Raw genomic sequence first — 21,463 nt, 5'->3', positions numbered from 1 at the left:
GGTTTCGGGGGAGGGGGGCTCGGGGCATCCGATCCGTCGTGGACAACCAGATCACCCTGCGGGTCGACGGGGCGGACACCCCGCTGACCGTCGACACCCGCACCTCCCTGCTCGACGCGATGCGCGAGCGGCTCGGCGCCACGAGCGCGAAGAAGGGCTGCGACCACGGTCAGTGCGGCGCCTGCACGGTGCTGCTGGACGGCCGACGGGTCAACAGCTGCCTCGTGCTCGCCGTGACCGCGGAGGGCCAGGAGGTGACGACGTCCGACGGCCTCGCCACCGGCGGCACCCCGCACGCGCTGCACGACGCGTTCGTCGACCACGACGCCTACCAGTGCGGCTACTGCACCCCGGGCCAGATCGCCTCGGCGGCCGGCGTCCTCGCCGAGGCCGCGCGGGGCTGGCCGAGCGCGGTCACCGAGGACCTGGTCGCCGACGCGACCGACCTGACCGATGCCGAGATCCGCGAGCGGATGAGCGGGAACCTGTGCCGGTGCGCGGCGTACGCGAACATCGTGCCCGCAGTCGCCGAGGTCGCCGTCGAGCAGGGAGTGCGCGCGTGAGGGAGTTCCGCTACGAGAAGGCCACCGACCCGGCCGGCGCGGTCGCGCTGCTCGCCGGCGAGCCGGAGGGTGCCTACCTGGGCGGGGGCACCAACCTGGTCGACCTCATGCGGCTGGGCGTGGCCACCCCCGACGTGCTCGTCGACGTCCGGCAGCTGACCTCGACCGAGGTCGAGGACCTGCCCGACGGCGGCCTGCGGATCGGCGCCGCGGTGCCCAACGCCGACCTGGCCGGCGAACGACGGGTGCGCGAGCGGTACCCGCTGCTGGCCCAGGCGCTGCTGGCCGGGGCGAGCGGGCAGCTGCGCAACCGGGCGACCACCGGCGGCAACCTGCTCCAGCGCACCCGCTGCACCTACTTCACCGACACCACGATGCCGTGCAACAAGCGTGAGCCCGGCTCGGGCTGCGGTGCGGTGAACGGGTACCACCGGAACCTCGCCGTCCTGGGTGCCACCAACGAGGGGGCGGACTCCTCGCACACCTGCATCGCCACCCACCCCTCGGACATGGCGGTCGCGCTGCGGGCGCTCGACGCGAGCGTGCGGGTGCTGGGCGCCGACGGCGAGCGCAGCATCCCGATCGCCGAGCTCCACCGGCTGCCCGGCGACGACCCGAGCAGGGACACCACGCTGGCGCACGGCGAGCTGATCACCGCGATCGACGTCCCGGCGCTGCCGTGGGCGACGCGCTCGCGCTACCGCAAGGTGCGTGACCGGGCCTCCTATGCCTTCGCCCTGGTCAGCGTGGCCGCCGCCATGGACCTGCAGGGGGACGTCGTCGCCGACGTCCGCATCGCCCTCGGCGGGGTCGCGCACGTGCCCTGGCGGGCCACCGTCGCCGAGGACCTGCTCCGCGGCGGTCCGGCCACCGAGGCCGCCTTCGTCGCGGCCGCCGAGGCCGAGCTGGCCGCCGCCGACCCGCTGAGCGACAACGCCTTCAAGATCCCGATGGCCACCAACATGGTCACCCGCACCCTCGTCCAGCTCGCGGAGGCCCGCGCATGACCGCCACCACCGAGCGGGCGGTCGGCAGCGACGTCCGCCGCATCGACGGCCCGGCCAAGGTCCGCGGCCTGGCCCCCTACGCCTTCGAGCACGAGGTCGACGGCACCGCGGTGTTCGTCGCGCTGGTGCAGTCGACCGCGGCGAAGGGGCGCATCACCTCCATCGACACCTCCGCCGCGCAGGCGCTGACCGGGGTGCTCGCCGTCCTCACGCACGAGAACGCGCCGCGGCTGGGCGACGTGGCCGACGAGGTCGTCGTCCTGCAGTCCGACCGGGTGCAGTACGTCGGCGAGCCGGTCGCCGCCGTCGTCGCCGAGACCTCCGAGGTCGCCCGGGACGCCGCCGCCCGCGTCGTCGTCACCTACGACGCGCAGACCCCCGACGTCGAACTGCGCACGGACCGGGACGACCTGTACGCACCCGAGCAGCTCATGGCCGGCTTCGAGACGGACTCGGTGATCGGTGACGTCGACGCCGCCCTGGCCGCGGCACCGGTGGGCGTCGACATCACCTACGAGACGCCGAACCAGCACAACAACCCGATCGAGATGCACGCCACGGTCGCCCGCTGGGACGGCGACGTGCTGCGCATGTGGGACGCCAACCAGGGCCCGCACAACCTGGTGCCGGTCATCACCGAGGCCTTCGGGATCACCGAGGACCGACTGCACATCGTCTCGCCGTACGTGGGCGGCGCGTTCGGGTCCAAGGCCTACACCCACGTGCACCAGCTGATCGCCGGCATGGCCGCGAAGGTCACCGGCCGCACGGTGAAGCTGGAGCTGACCCGGCCGCAGATGTTCACCCTGGTCGGGCACCGCACGCCGACCATCCAGCGGCTCCGGCTCGGCGCGGAGCTCGACGGCACGCTGACCGCGATCAGCCACGAGGTCGTCGAGCACACGTCGCAGAACGCCGAGTTCGCCGAGCAGACGGCGACCGCCACGCGGCTGATGTACGCGGCCCCGGCCCGCCGGACGACGCACCGGCTGGCCAGGCTCGACGTGCCCGCACCGACGATCATGCGGGCACCGGGGGAGACCCCGGGCATGTACGCGCTGGAGTCGGCGATGGACGAGCTGGCGGTCGTCCTCGGCATCGACCCGGTCGAGCTGCGGCTGCGCAACGAGCCCGACCGCGACCCCGAGCGCGACGTGCCGTTCTCGACGCGGAACCTCGTGGCCTGCCTCCGGCAGGGCGCCGAGCGGTTCGGCTGGGCCGGCCGCGACCCGCGCCCCGGCGTCCGCGAGGACGGCCGCTGGCTGGTCGGCACCGGCGTCGCCGCCGCGACCTACCCGACCCGGCGCCGTCCCTCGGCGGCCCGGATCGAGGCCGTCCCCGGCAAGCCGTACGTGGTGAGCATCGACGCCTCCGACATCGGCACGGGTGCCTGGACCGCGCTGACCCAGATCGCCGCCGACGCCCTGCGGGTGCCCATGGACCGGGTCGACCTGCGGATCGGCGACAGCCGGCTGCCCAAGGCCTCCGGGGCTGGCGGGTCCACCGGGATCACCTCGTGGGGCCCGGCGATCATGGCCGCGGCCGAGCAGCTGGCCGACCGGGACATCCCGGCCGGTGGTCTGACCGTCACCGGCGAGGCGGGGCCCGGCGACGAGGCCGAGCAGTACTCCAGCCACGCGTTCGGGGCGCACTTCGCCGAGGTCCGGGTCGACCGGGACTCCGGCGAGGTCCGGGTGCCGCGCATGACCGGGGTGTTCGCCGCCGGCCGGATCATCAACTCCACCACCGGCCGCTCGCAGTTCCTGGGCGGCATGACGATGGGCCTGTCGATGGCGCTGCACGAGGAGTCGGTGCTGGACCGGACCCACGGGCACTACGCCAACCACGACCTGGCCGAGTACCACATCGCGGCCAACGCCGACGTCGGCGAGATGGACATCAGCTGGATCGACGAGGTCGACGACCTGCACAACCCGCTGGGCGCCAAGGGCATCGGCGAGATCGGGATCGTCGGGTCGGCGGCGGCAATCGGCAACGCCTACTGGCACGCCACCGGACGACGGGTCCGCGACCTGCCGATCACCCCGGACAAGTACTTCCGCTGACCGGTCGTCAGCGGGGCGGGTCGAGGTGGGCCAGCAGGGTCTGCCCGATGTCCTGCAGCGACCGGACCTGCTCGGGGCTGAGCTGGTCGAACAGGTGGGTGCGCACGCTGTCCACGTGCACCGGCGCCGCCTCCTCGAGGGCCGCGAAGCCCTCGTCGGTGAGCACGGCGAGCTGCCCGCGGCCGTCGCTCTCGCACACCTGGCGCCGCACCCAGCCCCGCTCCTCGAGCCGCGAGACCGCGTGGGACAACCGGCTGCGGGAGGACAGGCACCGCTGGGCCAGCTCGCTCATGCGCAGGGCCCGGCCAGGGGTCTCCGACAACTGCACCAGGATCTCGTAGTAGGCATGGGAGATGCCGGTGGCGTGGGTGAGGTCGCGGTCCAGCCGGTCCTGCAGCAGCAGGGTGCTGTAGAGCCAGGCCCGCCAGGCCTGCTGCTCCTCGGTGCTGAGCCAGCGGGGCTGTGACGGAGCCGACACCTCTTCGGACATGCCCAGAAGGGTACTAGCGGAATGCTCAAGCCTTCAACTACGCTACGGTCCGGCGAAGCAGTCAAGCGCTCAACGACTTTGGAGGTCACCATGACCAGCACGCAGATCCCCGGCTACCTGGCCGGCACCTGGGACATCGACGCCAGCCACTCGACGGTCGGGTTCTCCGTCCGGCACATGATGGTCAGCAAGGTGCGCGGGTACTTCACGAAGTTCGAGGGCACCATCGTCACCGCCGAGGACCCGGCCGCCTCCACCGTCGAGGCCACGGTCGACATGGACTCGATCGACACCCGCCAGGAGCAGCGCGACGCCCACATCAAGAGCGCCGACTTCTTCGACACCGGCAACCACACCGTGATGACCTTCCGCTCCACCGCGATCAAGCCCAAGGGCGACGACTGGACCGTCCAGGGCGAGCTCACCATCAAGGGCATCACCAAGCCGACCACCCTGGACCTGGAGCTCAACGGCTTCGGCCCGGACGCCTACGGCGGCACGCGCGCCGGCTTCTCCGGCAAGACCGACATCTCCCGCAAGGAGTTCGGCGTGGACATCGACATGCCGATGGACGGCGGCGGCGTCGTCGTCGGCGACAAGATCTCCGTCGAGCTCGAGATCGAGGCCGTGCTCCGCGCTTCGTAATCTGCTGACGACAGCCCCCGGTGCCGCAGGCGGTACCGGGGGCTGTCGTGCGTCCGGCACCATGCGGGGGTGACCGTCGAGCTCGCCACCGCCGTCGAGGGCTCCGGCCCGCCGCTCGTCCTGCTGCACGGCATCACCGAGGACTCCTCCTTCTGGGCGCCCGTGGTCCCGCTGCTCACCCCGTGGGCCACCGTCGTGTCGGTCGACCTGCGCGGCCACGGCGCGTCGCCGTCCGCCGCGGGCTACGACCTCGAGGACATGGCCGACGACGTCGCCGCCGTCCTCGACCCGGCCGACCCGCCGCTGGTGGTCGGCCACTCCCTCGGCGGACTGCTCGCCGTCGTGCTGGCCGCCCGGCACCCCGTCCGCGGGGTCGTGGACGTCGACCAGCCCCTGGCCCTGGGTGGCCTGCAGGCCGGGGTGCAGCAGGCCGCACCCCTGCTGCGCGGCAGCACCGCCGAGTTCGAGGGGTTCGTGGCGGCGATGTTCGACTCCATGACGGGCAGCACCCCGGACGACGAGGCCGCCGCTCTGGCCGCGCGTCGCCGTCCCCGGCAGGACGTCGTCACCGGCATCTGGACACCGCTGCTGGACTGGTCGCCCGCCGACCTCGCCGCCTTCGTCGACCGCACCGCCGCCGCCGTCCACGTCCCCGTGCTCTCGTTGCACGGGCTGGACCCGGGCCCGGACTACGCCGACTGGCTGACCTCCCGCATCCCCACCGCCACCGTCGAGCACTGGACCGACGGCGCCGGCGCCGACCTGGGCCACCACCCGCACCTGCGCGAGCCGCAGCGGTTCGCAGCCCGCGTCCGGGAGTTCGCCAGCGGACTCTGAGGCGCGTCCCAGGAACTGATCGGCGTCGGCGGACGACCATGTACCCGTGTCGTCCGACCTCGTGCGCCCCTGGCTGGCCACCGCCGCCCGGCTGCTGCTGGGCGGCGTCCTCGTCGTGGCCGGTGCGCTGAAGCTGCCCGACCCCGCCGAGGCCGTCCGCGCGGTCCGCGCCTACCGCCTGCTGCCCGAGGCCGTCGTCGGCCCGGTCGCCTTCGGGCTGCCGGTGCTGGAGATCCTCGTCGGCCTCGCCCTGCTGGTCGGGGTGTTCGTGCGGACGGCGGCCGTCGCCGCCGCCGTCCTCATGGTCGTCTTCCTCGCCGGGGTCTCGTCGGCGTGGGCGCGGGGCCTGCAGATCGACTGCGGCTGCTTCGGCGGGGGCGGAGAGGTCGCCGCCGGCCAGACCGCCTACCCGTGGGAGGTCGTCCGCGACACCGCGCTGCTGCTGGTCGCCCTCGCGCTGGCCCGCTGGCCGCACTCCCGCCTCGCCCTCTCGAACCGTCTGGAGCCCGTCCATGGCTGACCCGAACAAGAACCCCGCCCGCGGGGCGGGCAAGAAGGCCGCCGCCCGCGAGCGCATCGCCGCGAAGCGCGCCGCCGAGGCCGCCGCACGGGCGGCCGAGCAGCGCCGCCGTCGCACGGTCCTGGGTGGTGCGGTCGCCGCCGCCGTCGTGGTGATCGCCGTGGTGGTCGCGATCGTCGTCCAGACCTCGCGGACCTCGACCGACGCCGACGCCGCCCGCCCCGACGGCACCTCCGCCGGCGGCAACGGCTACACCTTCACCGTCGGCCAGGCCGACGCCCCGGTGACGGTGGACCTCTACGAGGACTTCCAGTGCCCCAACTGCAAGGACTTCGAGGACGCCGCCGGCTCGACCCTCGAGCAGCTCGCCGAGGCCGGCACCGTGCAGATCGTGTACCACGGCATGGCGTTCCTGGACTCGTCGCAGAACGACGACTACTCCACCCGGGCGCTGAACGCGGCGGCCGTGGTGGCCTCCAGCGCCGGGTCGGACGCCTACGAGACGTTCCACGACCTCCTGTACGCCAACCAGCCCGACGAGCGCACCGGCTCCGGGCTCACCGACGACCAGCTCGTCGCCTACGCGGAGCAGGCCGGGGCCACCGGTGAGGACGTCGCCGCCGACATCCGCGACCTGGTCTACGGGGAGTGGGTCAAGGGTGCCGAGGACCAGGCGTCGAAGGACGGCGTCACCGGCACGCCCACCGTGCTGGTCGACGGCACGAAGCTGACCGACCTGTCCGCCGCTGGGCTCACCGCCGCCGTCCAGGCCGCGTCCAGCTGATCGGGGACACTGGAGCCATGTCGATCAACACCCTGGCGCGCACGTCCCTGCCCAGCGCCCTCCCGGTGGCCGTCGGCCTGGCGGCCGGGTTCGCGATCGCGCAGGGCACCGGCGTCCGGGCCCTGGGCGGGGTGGTCTTCGTGGCCGGCGGCGTCGCAGCCGGGTGGCTGTGGCGCCGGCGGCGCGGCTGGGCCGTCACCGCCGGGCTGGCCGCCGTCTACCTGGTCGCCTTCGTCCTGGCCCACGTGCTGGCCATCGGGGTCGGCTGGCCGGCCTGGCTAGCCGTGAGCGTGGTCACGATCGTGGCCTCGGGCATCACCTACGGGGTGGCTGACCGGTCACAGCGGGCCTGAGGCGCTCGGATTCCCCGTACCATGGGAGGGTCGCCGGTCGGCGACCCCGCGGCGTGCAGCGCTGCGAACCCCGATCTCCTGAGGTGCCTTTCGCATGCCCACCCGTAACGACCTGCGCAACGTGGCGATCGTCGCCCACGTCGACCACGGCAAGACGACCCTGGTCGACGCCCTGCTCCGGCAGGCCGGCGCACTCGGCCGCGCCAAGGGCGAGGGCACCGACAACGACTCCACGCAGGACCGGGTCATGGACTCCATGGACCTCGAGCGCGAGCGCGGCATCACCATCCTCGCGAAGAACACCGCGATCCACCTGGCCGACGAGAACGGCGACCCGGTGATCGTCAACATCGTCGACACCCCCGGCCACGCCGACTTCGGCGGTGAGGTCGAGCGCGGCCTGTCCATGGTCGACGGCGTCGTGCTGCTGGTCGACGCCTCCGAGGGCCCGCTGCCGCAGACCCGCTTCGTGCTGCGCAAGGCGCTGGCCAAGGGGATGCCGGTGATCCTCGCGGTCAACAAGACCGACCGCGGCGACGCCCGCATCGACGAGGTCGTCGACGAGTGCTACGAGCTGTTCATGGAGCTCCTCGAGGACGCCGGCCTGCCCGCCGAGACCCTCGAGTTCCCGATCGTCTACTGCAACGGCCGCACCGGCCAGGCGTCGATGAACAAGCCCGAGAACGGCACCGTCCCCGACAGCCCGGACCTCGGCCCGCTGGTCAAGACGCTGCTGGACACCATCCCGGCCCCCGAGTACGACGCCGAGGAGCCGCTGCGCGCGCAGGTCACCAACCTCGACGCCTCGCCGTTCCTCGGTCGCCTGGCCCTGCTGCGCATCCACTCCGGCGAGATGAAGCGCGGCCAGCAGGTCGCCTGGTGCAAGGTCGACGGCACCATCACCAAGGTCAAGATCACCGAGCTGCTGGCCACCGAGGGCCTGACCCGCGTGCCGGCCGACAGCGCGGGGCCCGGAGACCTGGTCGCCATCGCCGGCATCGAGGACATCGGCATCGGCGACACGCTGGCCGACCCCGACGACCCGCGCCCGCTGCCGGCGCTCACCGTCGACGAGCCCTCGATCTCGATCACCATCGGCATCAACACCTCGCCGTTGTCGGGCAAGTCGGGCAAGAAGGTCACCGCCCGCCTGATCAAGAACCGCCTGGACCAGGAGCTGGTCGGCAACGTCTCGGTGCGCATGCTGCCCACCGAGCGCCCCGACACCTGGGAGATGCAGGGCCGCGGCGAGCTGGCCCTGGCGATCCTGGTCGAGCAGCTGCGCCGCGAGGACTTCGAGCTCACCGTCGGCCGCCCGCAGGTGGTCACCAAGACCGTCGACGGCAAGCTGCACGAGCCCGTCGAGCGGGTCACCATCGACACGCCCGGTGAGTACGTCGGCACGCTCACCCAGGCGCTGGCCGTCCGCAAGGCCCGGCTGGAGAACCTGGTGCACCACGACACCGGGTGGGCGCGCATGGAGTACGTCGCCCCCTCGCGCGGGCTCATCGGGTTCCGCACCGAGTTCCTCACCGAGACCCGCGGCACCGGCGTGTTCAACCACGTGCTCGAGGGCTACGAGCCGTGGCTGGGCGACATGCGCGCCCGGCCGACCGGCTCGCTGGTGGCCGACCGCTCCGGCGTGGCGACCACCTACTCGATGTTCTCGCTGCAGGAGCGCGGCTCGATGATGGTCGAGCCCGGCACCGAGGTCTACGAGGGCATGCTGGTCGGTGAGAACTCGCGTCCCGACGACATGGACGTGAACATCACCAAGGAGAAGAAGCTCACCAACATGCGCAAGTCCACCTCCGAGGAGCTGGAGCGGCTCATCCCGCCGCGCATCCTGAACCTGGAGCAGGCGCTGGAGTTCTGCGCCGAGGACGAGTGCGTCGAGGTCACCCCGACCGTCGTGCGGATCCGCAAGGTCGAGCTCGACCAGACCGTCCGCGGCCGCCAGCGCAACAAGAAGCCGAAGCCCGAGTAACCAGCGGTGCAGCCGACGCCCCCGTCACCCCTGTGGTGGCGGGGGCGTCGTCGTGTGAGGTGTGCCGCGGTCGACGGATCACCCAGCGTGAGGGCTGGCCGTGGGGTCTGCGGGGCGCCTGGGACGTGGCGTGTCCGGGCCGGTGGCCCGGCGGCCGCGAATAGCGTTCTCCCCGGAGCCGGTGGCTCCGGAGGAGCAAGGGGTGTGGTGCCGGTGGCCGACCGGGCAGCGTGGATCGGTGAGCAGGAGCTCCCGGGTTTCCGCGGTGGGATCGACGTCCGGGTCAGCCTGCGCACCGATGCGGGCCCCGGCCTGCACGGCGCGTGGTGGCCCCGGTCGACCGACCTGGCCGTCGAGCTGCCGGAACTGGTCGCCGCGCTGGGCCGTCGCGGGGTGTTCGTGACCCGGTTCACCTACCCGTTCAGCACCTGGCACGTCGTCCCGCGCAAGCTGGCGGTGGGGGAGCGGATCGTGCGGGTCGGCGGGTTCGGCACCGGGGACCCGCAGCTGGTGTCGCTGACCTGCGGGCCCGAGCAGCTGCACCTGGAGCTCCTGGTCGTGCCGCCGGGCACCGAGGCGCTGTTCAGCGCCCGGGCGCTCCGCATGGCCGCCCACCCCGGTGCCGCGCTGACCGCCCGGGCCGTGCTCACCGCCGCCGGGCGGCACCCCGCGCTGCGCACCGGCGAGATCGCCGTCCAGACCGCCGGGTGAAAGCCTACTGATCTGGTGGGAATCGCCGGCCGGTCCGGCGGGGTTGGGCCCGGTGAGACGCCGACCCGCCCTGGAGGAACCGTGACCAGCACCGTGACCGACACCTTCGCCCGCGACTGGACGCAGTGGCACGAGGGCAAGGAGGCCTCCCTCGCCTCGCCGCACGGGTTCCTCTCGGTGACCGCGTTGGCCTGGCTGACCGCCGAGCCGGTGGCGATCGAGGGGGTGCCGGGGCGCTGGTCGGCTGGCGCGCGGGGCGTGGTGGTCACGGTCGACGAGGGCGAGGAGCTGCTCGTCGACGGTGTGCCGGTCGTGGGGGAGCACGTGTTCGGCGAGCTGGGTCTCCGCGAGAGCGTCCTCACCGCGGCGGGCGAGACCGCGGTGGAGGTGGCCGAGCGGGGCGGGCGGTACGTCGTCCGGCTGCGCGACCCGCGGTCTCCGCTGCGGCTGGGCCACCCGGGCACGCCCGCCTACCCGGCTGACCCGCGATGGGCCGTCGGGGGCCGGTTCGTGCCGTTCGCGGCCCCGGAGCCGACCACCGTGGGCGGGGCGTTCGAGGGCGTGCAGCACGTCTACGACGCTCCCGGGACCATCGAGTTCGAGCTCGCGGGCCGGCCGTTGTCGCTGCGCGCCTTCCCGGGGCACGGCGAGGGTGCCCTGACGGTCCTCTTCTCGGACGAGACCTCGGGCGACACCACCTACGCGTTCCGCTCGCTGCACCTGGTGCCCGACGCCGACGGGCGGGTGACCGTCGACCTCAACCGGGCCGCGAACCTGCCCTGCGCCTACACCGACCTGGCCACCTGCCCGCTGCCCCCGGCCGAGAACCGGCTGCCGCTGCGCGTCGAGGCGGGGGAGCGGACGCCGACGACCCGCGGCGTCGCCCGCCCCACCGACAACGGAGCCGTCCTCAGCTAGTCGGAACCTTCCACGGTGAACCGGAAGGCGTCCCGGCGGCTGTGCAGGTCCCAGAGGTGGCCGGCCATGACGTCGGGGCCCTTCACCGGGTCACCCTCGACCATCGCGCCCGGGATGATCAGCTGCGAGACCTGGATGCCCTCCTCGCCGAGCACCTCGTGCAGCAGCTGGGCGTAGGCGGTCAGCCCGGCGAAGGCGACGCTGGTGCCGGCCACGCCCTTGTTCGGCACGGTCGCCGACCCGCCGTTGACGAACAGGATCGAGGGCTTCGCGCCCTCGGGCAGGTACCGCATGCCCGGCAGCACCTGGCGCACGGCGGCGACCGGGCCGTAGATCGAGAACTCGACCGGCCCGACCAGGTCGGCGACGGTGGTCTCGAGCACCGGGCGCAGGAAGGTCTTGTCCGGCAGCGGGCTGTACTGCAGCACCTCGATCGGCCCCATCGCCTGCGCCACGGTCTCCAGGGTGTGGGTGATGGAGTCGGGGTCGCGCACGTCGGCGACGAACCCGCCCGCGGTGATCCCCTCGGCCGACAGGTCGTGCGCCAGGTCGGTGACCCGCTGCTGGTTGCGGGCGATCAGGGCGATGTCGTAGCCCTGCGCGCCGAACGTGCGCGCGACCTGGGCGCCCAGGCCCCGACCGGCTCCGATGATGGCCATCACGGACATGCGGGTGCTACCTCCAGCTGCTCTGCGCCACCGGGGCGGTGACGTCGTCGCAGGAGGCCCTACCCGTCCGGTCGTGCACGATGCATCGGCTCTCCGCGAACCCGCTGGACGACGACGCGGGCCCCGTCGAGGGTGGCGGCATGCGACTGCTCGTCCTCGGCGGCACCCACTTCCTCGGCCGGCACGTGGTCACCGCGGCGCTCGACGCCGGCCACGAGGTCGCCACCCTGACCCGCGGTGTCTCCGGCGAACCACCGGACGGCGTCCGGGCCTTCCGCGGCGACCGCGACGACCCGCTGCCCGAGGCCGTGCTCGCCTGGGCTCCGGAACTCGTGGTGGACACGTCGTGCCAGACGCGGGCGGCCGCCGAGCACGCGACCGCGCTGGACCCGGTCGGGTACGCCTTCGTGAGCAGCCTGAATGCCTACCGCGGGTGGCCGCCCGGGCCGATCCACGGCGAGCACGCGCCGACCTGGGACACCGACGCCGACGAGTACGGGCCGGTCAAGGCGCACGCCGAGCGGGTGCTGGGTGCCGCGTTCGGCAACCGGTTCCTGACCGCGCGGGCCGGGCTGGTGGTGGGTCCGCACGACCCGCTGCACCGGCTCGGCTGGTGGCTGGAGCGGATCGCTGCCGGCGGGCCGGTCGTCGTCCCCGATGCCCTGGACCAGCCGATCGCGCTGGTCGACGCCCGGGACCTCGCGGGCTGGCTGGTGGCGGTCTGCGGGCGGGAGTCGGGGCCGGTGAACACCACGGGTCGTGCCGGCATGACCACGTTCGGCGGTCTGCTGGAGACCTGCCGCGAGGTCACCGGGGGCGACGCGGAGTAGGTCGTCGTCCCCGAGGACGAGCTGCTCGCGGCCGGGGTGGAACCGTGGCAGCACCTGCCGTTCTGGCTGCCGGCCGACGTCGCCGTCACCGCCTGTGACGTCGGCACCACCCGGGCCCGAGAGCTCGGCCTGCCCAGCCGCCCGGTGCAGGAGTCGGTGGCCGACACCTGGGCCTGGCTGCAGCGGGCCGGCCGCCCGGCACCCCCGCCCGGCCGAACGCTGCCCGGCTTGCCCGGCGACCTGGAGAACGCACTCCTCCGGACGTGATCATGGGGTTGTCGGCCGGTGGACACGCCAGCGTGGCGCGTCGTCCGGCGACAACCCCATGATCACGCAGGGGAGTACTAGTCGCGAGGGGCCTGGGGGCGGCCGGCGCCGACCGACTCGTCCTGCTCCGACAGCTGGGCGACCAGGGCGTCGCGACGCTCCTGCTCGAGCTTCGCGGCGGCCTCGACCGACTCGTTCTCGGTGTCGGCGCGGTACTGCTTCCAGGAGTACACGACCGCGCCGATCCAGGCGATGACGACGACGGCGTAGACCGGCCAGCGGACGGCGTCGGCGACCTCGAAGGCGTTGAACAGCGACCGGGTGTTGGTGAACACGATGATCCCGCCGACACCGGAGCCCAGCAGGCGCGGCGGCACGTGCCGCACCAGCCACGCGGCGATCGGGGCCGCGACCAGACCACCGGCGAGCAGGCCGAGCACCCAGACCAGCTCGATGCCCTGCGAGCCGAGGGCGAGCAGGAAGGCCACCGACGCGGAGGCCGAGACGAGGAACTCGGAGGTGTCGATCGAGCCGATCACCTTGCGGGGCTCCATGCGTCCGCTGGCCAGGATCGCGGGGGTGCCGACCGGGCCCCACCCGCCGCCGCCGGTGGCGTCGATGAACCCGGCGAACAGACCCAGCGGAGCGAGGAAGCGCTTGCGCATGGGCTTGCCGAGGTTCTGCCGGTTCAGCCCGCGCACGGTGAAGCGGATCAGCACGTACAGGCCCAGGGCCAGCAGGATGGAGTTCATCAGCGGGGCGGCCACCGAGGTGTCCAGCGAGGACAGGAACGTGGCGCCGGCGGCCGCGCCGACCGCGCCCGGGACGCCGACCTTCCAGACGACCTTCCAGTCGACGTTGCCGAAGCGCCAGTGCGAGACGCCGGAGGCGAGGTTCGTGCCGATCTCGGCGAGGTGGGCCGTGGCCGACGCCGCGGCCGGGCTGGCGCCCACGGCGAGCAGCAGGGTCGTCGACGTGACGCCGTAGCCCATGCCGAGGCTGCCGTCGACGAGCTGGGCGCCGAGGCCCACGAGGGCGAAGAGGATCAGGGTGCGCACAGGAGTGCTCCAGGGAGGGGATCTGGCTGGGGGGAGGGTCCGGCTGCGCACCCGCGCCGGACGGGGGCGTCGTCGCCCCGGGTCGATCAGACGGCCGGACAGGCCGTGGTGGTGACCCGCAGGAGGTCGACGTGGATGCGGCTCACCAGGAGGTCACCCGGGAGCAGGCTGGTCGTCGACACGAGTGCAATGTCTACCAGCTCGATGCACAAGAGCGGGAACGGGGCGTCCCGTCAGGTGGGATCGGGCTCGAGGACGTCGGCGCGGATGGTCACCAGCGACACCAGACCGCCGACGGCGATGAGCCCGGCGCACAGCCGCATCGCCAGCGCGTAGCCGTCGGTGAGGGCCTCGGGGCGGGCGTAGTCGTCGCCGGACAGGCCCACGACCAGGGGGAGCGCGGCGACCGCCAGCAGCTGCGCGGCCCGGGCCACGGCGTTGTTGACCCCGCTGGCCACGCCGGCCAGGTGGTCGGGTGCGGCACCCAGGACGGTGGCCGTCAGCGGGGCCACCGTGAGCGACATGCCCAGCCCGAACAGCACCGAGCCCGGCAGCACCCCGGTGGCCCAGCGGGTGCCGGCCTCGACGAAGGACAGGTAGAGCACCCCCGACGCGGCGACCAGCGGCCCGACGGTCATGGGCAGCCGCGGCCCGATCCGGCCGGCCAGCGCGCCGGCCCGCGAGGACAGCAGCGAGATGATCAGGATCGAGGGGACGACGGCGGCGCCGGCGGCCAGCGCGTCGTATCCCAGCACGGTCTGCAGCTGCAGCACCAGGAAGAACGAGAACCCGCCCATCGCGCCGTAGACGGCCAGGGTGGTCAGGTTGGCGCCGGTGAACTGCCGGTCGGCGAACACCCCGAGCGGCAGCATCGGGTCGGGCGCGCGCCGCTCCTGGACGACGAACCCGGTGCCGGCCAGCAGCCCGACGGCCAGCGCGACCCAGGTGCCCGGCCCGGACCCGGCGTCGATGAGCGCGTAGGTCACCCCGCCCAGGGCGAGGGCGGTGAGCGCCGCCCCGGCGACGTCGAACCGGCCGTCGTGGCCGGCGTCGCGGCTCTCGGGCACGTGGCGCAGCGATACCACGACGACGGCGACGGCCAGCGGCACGTTGACCAGGAACACCCACCGCCAGCTGACGGCGTCGACCAGGAACCCGGCCAGGAACGGCCCACCCAGCCCGGCGATGCCGCCCAGCCCGGACCAGAGCCCGATCGCGCGCGCCCGGTCGGCGGCGGCGAACGAGGACTGGATGAGCGACAGCGACCCCGGCACCAGCAGCGCACCGCCGATGCCCTGCAGCACGCGGGCGGCGACCAGCAGACCGGTCGAGGGGGCCAACCCGCACAGCAGCGACGTCGCGGCGAACCACACGACGCCGACCAGGAACACCCGCCGCCGGCCGAACCGGTCGCCCAGCGCACCGCCGAGCAGGATCAGCGCGGCCAGGGCGAGGGTGTAGCCGGTGACCGTCCACTGCAGCCCCGACAGCGACGAGCCCAGCTCGGTGCCGATGGTCGGCAGCGCGACGTTGACCGCGGTGCTGTCCAGGAAGGCCATGGCCGAGGCCAGGACCGTCGCCAGCAGCGTCCACCGCGCGGGCGGCGTCCCGAGTTCGAGGCGGTCGGACACCGACCCCCCTCGCTCAGCCGACGATCGCGTGCGTGACGTAGTAGACCCCGGCGGCGACGCCGCCGGCAGCCGGGAGCGTCAACACCCAGGCCACCACGATGTTCCCGGCCACGCCCCACCGCACGGCCGACAGCCGCCGGGTCGCGCCCACCCCCATGATCGAGGTGGTGGTGATGTGCGTGGTCGACACCGGGACGGCGAACACCGTCGCGGTGGTGACCATGACCGCCGAGGCCACCGTCTGCGCGGAGAACCCGCCGGCGGGGGTGAGCTGGATGATCCGGCGGCCCAGGGTGCGCATGATCCGGAAGCCGCCGGCGTAGGTGCCGGCGCTGATCGCCAGGGCCGCGGCCAGGATCACCCACAGCGGCACCTCGAAGGTGTCGATCTCTCCGGAGGTGACCAGGGCGAGGGTGATGATGCCCATCGTCTTCTGGGCGTCCTGCAGGCCGTGGCCCAGCGCCATCGTGGCGGAGCTGACGATCTGGGCGTACCGGAACCCGCGGTTGGCCCGGGTCACGTTCGCGTTCCGGAAGGACCACAGGATGGCCAGCATGAACAGGTAGCCCAACCCGAACCCGACCAGCGGCGAGAGCACCATCGGGACGACGACCTTCTCGACGATCCCCATCCACTGCACCGAGTGGACGGCGGCCAGTGCGGCGCCGACCAGGCCGCCGATGAGGGCGTGCGAGGACGAGCTGGGCAACCCGAAGTACCAGGTGATCAGGTTCCAGGTGATCGCGCCCATGAGCGCCGCGAACACGATCTGCAGCCCGCCCGAGCCGCTCGGGGTGTCGATGATCCCGGCGCCGACGGTCTTGGCGACCTCGGTGGAGATCAGCGCCCCGACCAGGTTCATCACCGCGGCCAGCGCGAGCGCGACCCGCGGGGTCAGGGCCTTGGTGGAGACGGCGACGGCGATCGAGTTGGCCGCGTCGTGGAAGCCGTTGGTGTAGTCGAAGGCCAGCGCGACGACGACGATGACGACCATCGCCAGGAAGAGCCCGTCCACGGTGGGCTCAGGACTCCTTGACCGCGATGGTCTCGACGACGTTGGCCACGTGCTCGAAGGCGTCGGCGGCCTCCTCGAGCTGGTCGGCCACCTCCTTGAGCTTCAGGATCTCCAGCGCGTCGAACTCCCCGGAGTACAGCCGCGAGAGCAGCCGGCGGTAGAGCTTGTCCGCCTCGTTCTCCAGGCTGTTGACCTCGATCCAGTAGTCCGAGAGCCCCTTCATCGCCTTCAACCGGGGCATGGCGTCTGCGGTGACCTGGGCGCACCGCTGCAGCAGCGCGACCTGCTGCCCCATCTCGGCGGGCAGCGTGCCCAGCCCGGTGAGGACGACGAGGTCGGCGGCGGCCTCGATGGCGTCCATGACGTCGTCCAGGTCGCTGGCCAGGGCGTAGATGTCCTCGCGGTCGAACGGGGTGACGAAGCTGGAGTTCAGCTGCCGGAACACCGCGTGCGTCGCGTTGTCGCCCGCGTGCTCGAGGTCGCGCAGCTTGCGGGCCAGCTCCTCGCGGCGCGCGTGGTCGTGCACGAAGTCGCCGAGGACGGCGGTCGCCTCCACGAGGTTGCGCGCCGAGACGGCGAACATCTCGTAGAAGCTCGAGTCCTTGGGCGTCAGGCTGAAGGGCACGCGCGGAGCTTAGGACCCCTTGTGGTCACCAACCGTTCATCGGGGGTTCACCTACCCGAGCGCGGCGTCCGCCGATCCCGCGTCCAGCTGGGCCACGAGGTCGGCCCGGGCCCGGGCCACCCGGGAGCGGATGGTGCCCACGGGCACCCCCGCGACGTCGGCGGCCTCGGCGTAGGGCAGCCCCATGAGCTGGGTCAGCACGAACGCCTCGCGCCGGTCGGGGTGCAGCCGGGCCAGCAGGTCGTCGACGGCGGCCCCCTCGGCCACCCGGTCGACGGTGTCGGGGCGCTCGAGCAGGTCGTCGTCGCCGACCAGGGTCAGCCGGCGCCGCTTCTTGCTGCGGATGGCGTCGGCGCAGGTGCGGCGGGCGATCGACAGCAGCCAGGTGCGCACCGTGGAGCGGCCGGCGAACCGGTGCAGCGAGCCGAAGGCGCGCAGGAAGGTCTCCTGGGTGAGGTCGTCGGCGGACTGCCGGTCGCCCAGGTGCGCGCACAGCCGCCAGACGTCGGCCTGGGTCGCCCGCACCAGGGCGGCGGCGGCCAACGGGTCGCCCGCGGCGGCGGCCGCGGCGACGCGGGCCAGCTCGTCGACGGGGTGATCCACCCGACCAGTCTGACCTGTGACGTCGGCCATGCGGACGCCGGGAACCGGGGGGACCGGTCCGGCGACTAGGACGTCATGCACTGCGAACGCTTCCGCGAGGCGGCCTCGGCCCGGATGGACGGCGAGGGCTCCCCGGTCCCGGTGGCCGCCCTGGACGAGCACCTGGACCGGTGCCCGGCCTGCGCGGCCTGGGAGTCGACCGCCGCGTCGGTGACCCGGCGGGCCCGGCTGGCCCCCGCGCCGGCGGTCCCCGACCTCACCGCGACGGTGCTGGCCGCGCTGCCGGCCCGGCTGCCCGGCGCCGCCGCGGCCGCCCGTTCCCGGCTGGTGACGACGGCGCTGCGGCTGGCGCTGCTGGCCGTGGGGGTGGCCCAGATCGGGTTGGCCACGCCGTCCCTGCTGGACGGGGCGGGCGCCATGAGCGCGCCGGTGCACATGGCGCACGAGACCGGCGCCTGGAACCTCGGCCTGGCCGTGGCGTTCCTCGCCTGCGCCGCCGCCCCCCGCCTGGCGCCGGGGGCGCTGCCCTTCCTGGTCACCTTCACCGTGGTGCTGACCGTCATGACCGTGGCCGACCTGGACGCCGGGCACGTGCACGCCGACCGGGCCGTCGGCCACCTGCTGCTGGTCGCCGGGGTGCTGCTGACCGCGACCGTGGCCTGGCGGGACCGCCGAGGCCGCAGCTCGCGGGCGACCGCCGGGGTGCGGGTGCTCGCGTGAGGCGGGTGCTCCTGGTCCTCCTCTCCGGGGTGGGGCTGCTGCTGGTCGGCGCCGGCCCCGCCAGCGCGCACGCCACGCTGGTCACCAGCTCGCCCTCGGACGGCGCCCGGCTCGACACCGCGCCCGCCGAGGTGACCCTGCAGTTCGACGAGAACGTCTCGCTGGGTGCCGGCTACGCCCGGGTGCTGGGTGCCGGCGGCGACCGGGTGGACACCGGTGGCGCGGCGGTCACCGACGACATCCTGACCATCCCGCTGCGCGGGGATCTGCCCGACGCCAGCTACGTGGTGACCTGGCGGGTCGTCTCGGCCGACTCGCACCCGGTGTCGGGTGCCTACGCCTTCGTGGTCGGCGACGGCGAGCTGACCCCCGCGACCGACGTCGAGGCCGGGTCCGGTGTCGACCCGGTCGTGGGCGCGCTGCTGCCGGTCGCCCGCTGGCTGGGCTACGCCGGGCTGGCGCTCGGGGTGGGCATCCCGGTGTTCCTCGCGCTGTGCTGGCCGGCGGGGTGGGCGTCCCGGCGTGCGCAGCGGTACGTCGTGGTCGGGCTGGGCGCGGTCGGCGTCGGCGGACTGCTCTCCTTCCTGCTGCAGGGCCCCTACGCGGCCGCCGTCGGGGTGGCCGGCCTGGTCGACCCGCAGCTGCTGGGCACGACCCTGGCCTCGACGTACGGGGTGACCCTCCTCGTCCGGGTCGGGCTGGTGGCGGCGCTGGCCGCGCTCGTCGCCCTCCGCCCCCCGCGGTCGGCTCCCGGGACGCCGTGGCTGGTCGCCGGCGGGGTGCTGGGCCTGGGCCTGGTGGTGAGCACCGCCGCGACCGGGCACCCCGTCGCCGGCTCGCTGCCGGGGCTGGCCGTCGTCGTCACCTCGGTGCACGTGGCGGCGATGACCGTCTGGCTGGGCGGGCTGGTCGTGCTGCTGGCCGTCGTCCTGCGGCCGGGCACCCCGGCCGGCGAGCTGGCCACCGCCCTGCCGCGCTACAGCCGGCTGGCCGCCGGGTCGGTGGCCGCGCTCGTGGTCACCGGGGTCGTGCAGTCCGTCCGCGAGGTGGGTTCGCCCGAGGCGCTGGTCTCCACGACGTACGGCTGGGTGCTCGTGGCGAAGCTGGTCCTGGTCCTGGCGCTGCTGGCCGTGGCCGGGGTGAGCCGGGTGTGGGTGCAGCAGCGCCTGGGCGCGCCCCGGCCCGGCCGACGCCGGGTCGTCGCGCACGCGTTCAGCGCCGAGCAGTCCAGCGCCGAGGAGGTCGACGCCGCAGCGCAGCGCAGCGAGGCGGTGGTGTCCGACACCGCGCCGTTCCGCCGGTCGGTGCTGCTCGAGGTCGCCGTCGCGGCCGTCGTGCTCGCGCTGTCCGCGGTGCTGGTGGGCACCCCGCCGGCGAAGGCGGCCGTCGCGCAGCCGGTCGACGTCACGCTGCCGCTGCAGAGCGCCACCGGCACCGACGGCAGCGTGCAGCTGTCGCTGGACCCGGCCCGCCCGGGCGCCAACGTGCTGCACGTCTACCTCCTCGACGCCACCGGCCAGCTGGCCCAGCCGCAGTCGTTGCGGGTCACCCTCACCGAGGCCGACCAGCAGATCGGCCCGCTCGACGTCGCCCTCCAGCCCGCCGGCCCCGGCCACTCGATCGGCGACGCCGCGATCCCCACGGCCGGCACCTGGACGGTGACGGTCAGCGTCCGGCTGGACGAGTTCACCGCGCTCACCGCCAGCACCACGTTCCCCGTCCGCTGACCTGCGGACACCCCACTCAGAAGGAGATCCATGTCCCGCACCCTCCGCCGCGCCGCCGTCCTGGCCGTGGCGACCGCGACCGCTCTGGCCGCCGGCACCGGCATCGCCTCGGCGCACGTCCGGGTGTCCTCCGACGACGCCACCCCCGGTGGCTACGGCGTCATGACCTTCCGGGTGCCCAACGAGAGCGACACGGCCAGCACCGTCTCCCTGCGGATCCAGCTGCCGACCGACACCCCGCTGACCTTCGTGCAGGCCGAGCCGGTCGCCGGGTGGACCATCACGCCGACCACCACCCAGCTCGACCCGCCGGTCGAGGCCGACGGCGACACGATCACCGAGGCGGTCAGCGTCGTGCAGTTCACCGCGGCCGACGGCGGCGGCATCGCCCCGGGGCAGTTCCAGGAGTTCCGGCTGCTCGGCGGTCCGTTCCCGGACGCCGACAGCATCAGCTTCAGCGCCGTGCAGACCTACAGCGACGGCAGCGAGGCGGCCTGGATCGAGCCGACCGTCGAGGGCCAGACCGAGCCGCAGTACCCCGCACCGGTGCTGAGCCTGACCGGGTCCGACGCCGCGGCCGACGACGCCCACGGCTCGGGCGACACCTCGACGGGGACCGACCCGGCAGCCACCTCGACCGCGGACGACGGCGGCGACGGGCTGGCCGTGACCGCGCTGGTGCTCGGCGGTCTCGGGCTGCTGGCCGGCCTGGGCGGGCTGTTCCTCGGTCTGTCGGCCCGTCGTCGTACCGTGGGCGGGTGACCGTGCGAGCGCTCCGACGATCGCGTCCCCTGGCTGCGCTGGGGCTGGCCGCCGGCCTGCTGCTGGCCGGGTGCGGCGGGTCGGCCGAGGCCGACTCCGCGTCCGGCTCCGGGCACGACCACGCCGCCGGCGAGGCGCCGGCGACGGTGTCCGGGCCGAGCAACCCCTACGACGGGTTGTACCTGCAGAACCCGTACCAGAAGCCGCAGTTCACCCTGACCGACCAGACCGGGGCGGCCTACGACTTCGCGGCGCAGACCGCCGACGGGCCGACGCTGCTGTTCTTCGGGTACACGAACTGCCCCGACATCTGCCCGACCACGATGGCCGACGTCGCGATCGCGCTGCAGTCGGTCGACCAGGACGTCGCCGAGAAGACGCACGTGGTGTTCGTGACGACCGACCCGGCGCGCGACAGCTCCGCGGTGCTGGGCGAGTACCTGGCCCGCTTCGGCACGGGCGAGGCCCCGGCCATCGTGGGGCTGACCGGCGACCAGGCGCAGATCGACGCCGCGCAGCTGGCCGCCGGGGTGCCGCTGGCCGAGGAGATGGGGCAGCAGCACTCCTCGCTGCTCCTGCTCTACGGCACCGACGGCGAGGCCAGCGTGGCCTTCGACGCCGGCAACACCAGCCGCGACATCGCCCACGACCTGGCTCTCGTCGCCGCGGGGTGAGG

The 21,463-nt window shown here is 73.7% G+C and carries 24 protein-coding genes; 17 read left to right on the top strand and 7 right to left on the bottom strand.

Features of this window, described 5'->3' with window-relative positions:
* Positions 1-38 precede the first annotated feature (38 nt).
* The 3 genes from BLS67_RS00580 to BLS67_RS00570 are packed head-to-tail and all read left to right on the top strand — an operon-like array spanning position 39 to position 3,636.
* Positions 39-563 (top strand): 2Fe-2S iron-sulfur cluster-binding protein, encoded by a 525-nt coding sequence (locus BLS67_RS00580; RefSeq protein ID WP_091237930.1) that lies wholly within the window; start codon positions 39-41, stop codon positions 561-563.
* Positions 560-1,570: an FAD binding domain-containing protein gene (locus BLS67_RS00575; protein ID WP_091237927.1), complete on the top strand. Its 1,011-nt coding sequence runs from the start codon at positions 560-562 to the stop codon at positions 1,568-1,570. The genes BLS67_RS00580 and BLS67_RS00575 overlap by 4 nt, the downstream gene beginning before the upstream one ends.
* Complete coding sequence (locus tag BLS67_RS00570; protein WP_091237925.1) at positions 1,567-3,636, top strand: xanthine dehydrogenase family protein molybdopterin-binding subunit; 2,070 nt, start codon at positions 1,567-1,569, stop codon at positions 3,634-3,636. Before BLS67_RS00575 ends, BLS67_RS00570 begins: the two co-directional genes overlap by 4 nt.
* A gap of 7 nt (positions 3,637-3,643) precedes the next feature.
* Here the strand turns inward: BLS67_RS00570 and BLS67_RS00565 are convergent, their stop codons facing one another.
* Entirely contained in the window at positions 3,644-4,126 is a 483-nt protein-coding gene (locus BLS67_RS00565) for a MarR family winged helix-turn-helix transcriptional regulator (RefSeq protein WP_091237922.1), read from the bottom strand.
* Positions 4,127-4,216: 90 nt separating this feature from the next.
* Between BLS67_RS00565 and BLS67_RS00560 the strand changes: the two genes are divergently transcribed.
* The 8 genes from BLS67_RS00560 to BLS67_RS00525 all read left to right on the top strand — a co-directional run bounded on the left by BLS67_RS00560 (position 4,217) and on the right by BLS67_RS00525 (position 10,881).
* The gene (locus BLS67_RS00560) at positions 4,217-4,771 is read left to right on the top strand and encodes a YceI family protein (protein ID WP_091237919.1); all 555 of its coding nucleotides are present in this window, start codon (positions 4,217-4,219) and stop codon (positions 4,769-4,771) included.
* A gap of 69 nt (positions 4,772-4,840) precedes the next feature.
* Complete coding sequence (locus tag BLS67_RS00555) at positions 4,841-5,608, top strand: alpha/beta fold hydrolase (protein WP_165617415.1); 768 nt, start codon at positions 4,841-4,843, stop codon at positions 5,606-5,608.
* Positions 5,609-5,654: 46 nt separating this feature from the next.
* Entirely contained in the window at positions 5,655-6,128 is a 474-nt protein-coding gene (locus BLS67_RS00550; protein WP_091237916.1) for a MauE/DoxX family redox-associated membrane protein, read from the top strand.
* Positions 6,121-6,912 carry a DsbA family protein gene (locus BLS67_RS00545; RefSeq protein ID WP_091237913.1) on the top strand — a complete coding sequence of 264 codons (792 nt, stop codon included), beginning with the start codon at positions 6,121-6,123 and terminating at the stop codon, positions 6,910-6,912. Before BLS67_RS00550 ends, BLS67_RS00545 begins: the two co-directional genes overlap by 8 nt.
* 17 nt (positions 6,913-6,929) lie before the next feature.
* Positions 6,930-7,265 (top strand): hypothetical protein, encoded by a 336-nt coding sequence (locus BLS67_RS00540; RefSeq protein WP_091237911.1) that lies wholly within the window; start codon positions 6,930-6,932, stop codon positions 7,263-7,265.
* A gap of 94 nt (positions 7,266-7,359) precedes the next feature.
* Positions 7,360-9,252: a translational GTPase TypA gene (gene typA, locus BLS67_RS00535; protein ID WP_091237909.1), complete on the top strand. Its 1,893-nt coding sequence runs from the start codon at positions 7,360-7,362 to the stop codon at positions 9,250-9,252.
* A 213-nt stretch (positions 9,253-9,465) separates the two neighbouring features.
* On the top strand, positions 9,466-9,963 hold the full coding sequence (locus BLS67_RS00530; RefSeq protein WP_131801643.1) for a DUF5994 family protein: 498 nt from the start codon (positions 9,466-9,468) through the stop codon (positions 9,961-9,963).
* A gap of 81 nt (positions 9,964-10,044) precedes the next feature.
* The gene (locus tag BLS67_RS00525) at positions 10,045-10,881 is read left to right on the top strand and encodes a DUF1684 domain-containing protein (protein ID WP_091237904.1); all 837 of its coding nucleotides are present in this window, start codon (positions 10,045-10,047) and stop codon (positions 10,879-10,881) included.
* On the opposite strand, the gene BLS67_RS00520 is transcribed toward BLS67_RS00525, so the two are convergent.
* Entirely contained in the window at positions 10,878-11,540 is a 663-nt protein-coding gene (locus BLS67_RS00520) for an SDR family NAD(P)-dependent oxidoreductase (protein WP_207500145.1), read from the bottom strand. The two genes, BLS67_RS00525 and BLS67_RS00520, sit on opposite strands and share 4 nt — an antisense overlap.
* Positions 11,541-11,689: 149 nt before the next feature.
* On the opposite strand from BLS67_RS00520, the gene BLS67_RS00515 reads away from it, so the two are divergent.
* Both BLS67_RS00515 and BLS67_RS24260 read left to right on the top strand, forming a co-directional pair.
* On the top strand, positions 11,690-12,379 hold the full coding sequence (locus BLS67_RS00515) for an NAD-dependent epimerase/dehydratase family protein (RefSeq protein ID WP_242653669.1): 690 nt from the start codon (positions 11,690-11,692) through the stop codon (positions 12,377-12,379).
* Positions 12,380-12,415: 36 nt separating this feature from the next.
* Positions 12,416-12,646, top strand: a complete 231-nt coding sequence (locus tag BLS67_RS24260; protein ID WP_242653667.1) for a hypothetical protein — start codon at positions 12,416-12,418, stop codon at positions 12,644-12,646.
* 77 nt (positions 12,647-12,723) lie between these two features.
* On the opposite strand, the gene BLS67_RS00510 is transcribed toward BLS67_RS24260, so the two are convergent.
* From BLS67_RS00510 to BLS67_RS00490, 5 genes are all read right to left on the bottom strand, one after another.
* Positions 12,724-13,704 (bottom strand): sulfite exporter TauE/SafE family protein, encoded by a 981-nt coding sequence (locus tag BLS67_RS00510; RefSeq protein ID WP_091237898.1) that lies wholly within the window; start codon positions 13,702-13,704, stop codon positions 12,724-12,726.
* 233 nt (positions 13,705-13,937) lie between these two features.
* The gene (locus BLS67_RS00505) at positions 13,938-15,335 is read right to left on the bottom strand and encodes an MFS transporter (RefSeq protein WP_091237896.1); all 1,398 of its coding nucleotides are present in this window, start codon (positions 15,333-15,335) and stop codon (positions 13,938-13,940) included.
* 13 nt (positions 15,336-15,348) lie between these two features.
* The gene (locus tag BLS67_RS00500) at positions 15,349-16,350 is read right to left on the bottom strand and encodes an inorganic phosphate transporter (protein WP_278247095.1); all 1,002 of its coding nucleotides are present in this window, start codon (positions 16,348-16,350) and stop codon (positions 15,349-15,351) included.
* A 7-nt stretch (positions 16,351-16,357) separates the two neighbouring features.
* Positions 16,358-16,975 carry a DUF47 domain-containing protein gene (locus BLS67_RS00495; RefSeq protein WP_091237892.1) on the bottom strand — a complete coding sequence of 206 codons (618 nt, stop codon included), beginning with the start codon at positions 16,973-16,975 and terminating at the stop codon, positions 16,358-16,360.
* Positions 16,976-17,026: 51 nt separating this feature from the next.
* Positions 17,027-17,578 (bottom strand): sigma-70 family RNA polymerase sigma factor, encoded by a 552-nt coding sequence (locus BLS67_RS00490; RefSeq protein ID WP_242653666.1) that lies wholly within the window; start codon positions 17,576-17,578, stop codon positions 17,027-17,029.
* 75 nt (positions 17,579-17,653) lie between these two features.
* Here BLS67_RS00490 and BLS67_RS00485 point away from each other — a divergent pair, with 75 nt between their 5' ends.
* Genes BLS67_RS00485 through BLS67_RS00470 form a run of 4 tightly spaced genes read left to right on the top strand, consistent with a single transcriptional unit; the run spans position 17,654 to position 21,461 of the window.
* Positions 17,654-18,298, top strand: coding sequence for a zf-HC2 domain-containing protein (locus BLS67_RS00485; RefSeq protein ID WP_091237885.1), 645 nt, complete (start codon positions 17,654-17,656; stop codon positions 18,296-18,298).
* Positions 18,295-20,025 carry a copper resistance CopC/CopD family protein gene (locus tag BLS67_RS00480; RefSeq protein WP_091237882.1) on the top strand — a complete coding sequence of 577 codons (1,731 nt, stop codon included), beginning with the start codon at positions 18,295-18,297 and terminating at the stop codon, positions 20,023-20,025. Before BLS67_RS00485 ends, BLS67_RS00480 begins: the two co-directional genes overlap by 4 nt.
* Before the next feature lie 30 nt (positions 20,026-20,055).
* Positions 20,056-20,787 carry a YcnI family copper-binding membrane protein gene (locus BLS67_RS00475; protein WP_091237880.1) on the top strand — a complete coding sequence of 244 codons (732 nt, stop codon included), beginning with the start codon at positions 20,056-20,058 and terminating at the stop codon, positions 20,785-20,787.
* Positions 20,784-21,461, top strand: a complete 678-nt coding sequence (locus BLS67_RS00470; protein WP_091237877.1) for an SCO family protein — start codon at positions 20,784-20,786, stop codon at positions 21,459-21,461. The genes BLS67_RS00475 and BLS67_RS00470 overlap by 4 nt, the downstream gene beginning before the upstream one ends.
* Positions 21,462-21,463 lie beyond the last annotated feature (2 nt).

It is taken from the genome of Klenkia soli (assembly GCF_900103975.1).
GTDB lineage: Bacteria > Actinomycetota > Actinomycetes > Mycobacteriales > Geodermatophilaceae > Klenkia > Klenkia soli.
Note: the sequence above shows the minus strand (reverse complement) of the source record. Positions and strands in the feature narration are given on the sequence as shown.

Bases quoted from the DNA above. Each gene is read 5' to 3' on its own strand.
- typA (WP_091237909.1), top strand. From the start codon at position 7,360: ATGCCCACCCGTAACGACCTGCGCAACGTGGCGATCGTCGCCCACGTC.
- BLS67_RS00565 (WP_091237922.1), bottom strand. From the start codon at position 4,126: ATGTCCGAAGAGGTGTCGGCTCCGTCACAGCCCCGCTGGCTCAGCACC.
- BLS67_RS00475 (WP_091237880.1), top strand. From the start codon at position 20,056: ATGTCCCGCACCCTCCGCCGCGCCGCCGTCCTGGCCGTGGCGACCGCG.
- BLS67_RS00515 (WP_242653669.1), top strand. From the start codon at position 11,690: ATGCGACTGCTCGTCCTCGGCGGCACCCACTTCCTCGGCCGGCACGTG.
- BLS67_RS00485 (WP_091237885.1), top strand. From the start codon at position 17,654: ATGCACTGCGAACGCTTCCGCGAGGCGGCCTCGGCCCGGATGGACGGC.
- BLS67_RS00545 (WP_091237913.1), top strand. From the start codon at position 6,121: ATGGCTGACCCGAACAAGAACCCCGCCCGCGGGGCGGGCAAGAAGGCC.
- BLS67_RS00570 (WP_091237925.1), top strand. From the start codon at position 1,567: ATGACCGCCACCACCGAGCGGGCGGTCGGCAGCGACGTCCGCCGCATC.
- BLS67_RS00520 (WP_207500145.1), bottom strand. From the start codon at position 11,540: ATGGCCATCATCGGAGCCGGTCGGGGCCTGGGCGCCCAGGTCGCGCGC.
- BLS67_RS00560 (WP_091237919.1), top strand. From the start codon at position 4,217: ATGACCAGCACGCAGATCCCCGGCTACCTGGCCGGCACCTGGGACATC.
- BLS67_RS00540 (WP_091237911.1), top strand. From the start codon at position 6,930: ATGTCGATCAACACCCTGGCGCGCACGTCCCTGCCCAGCGCCCTCCCG.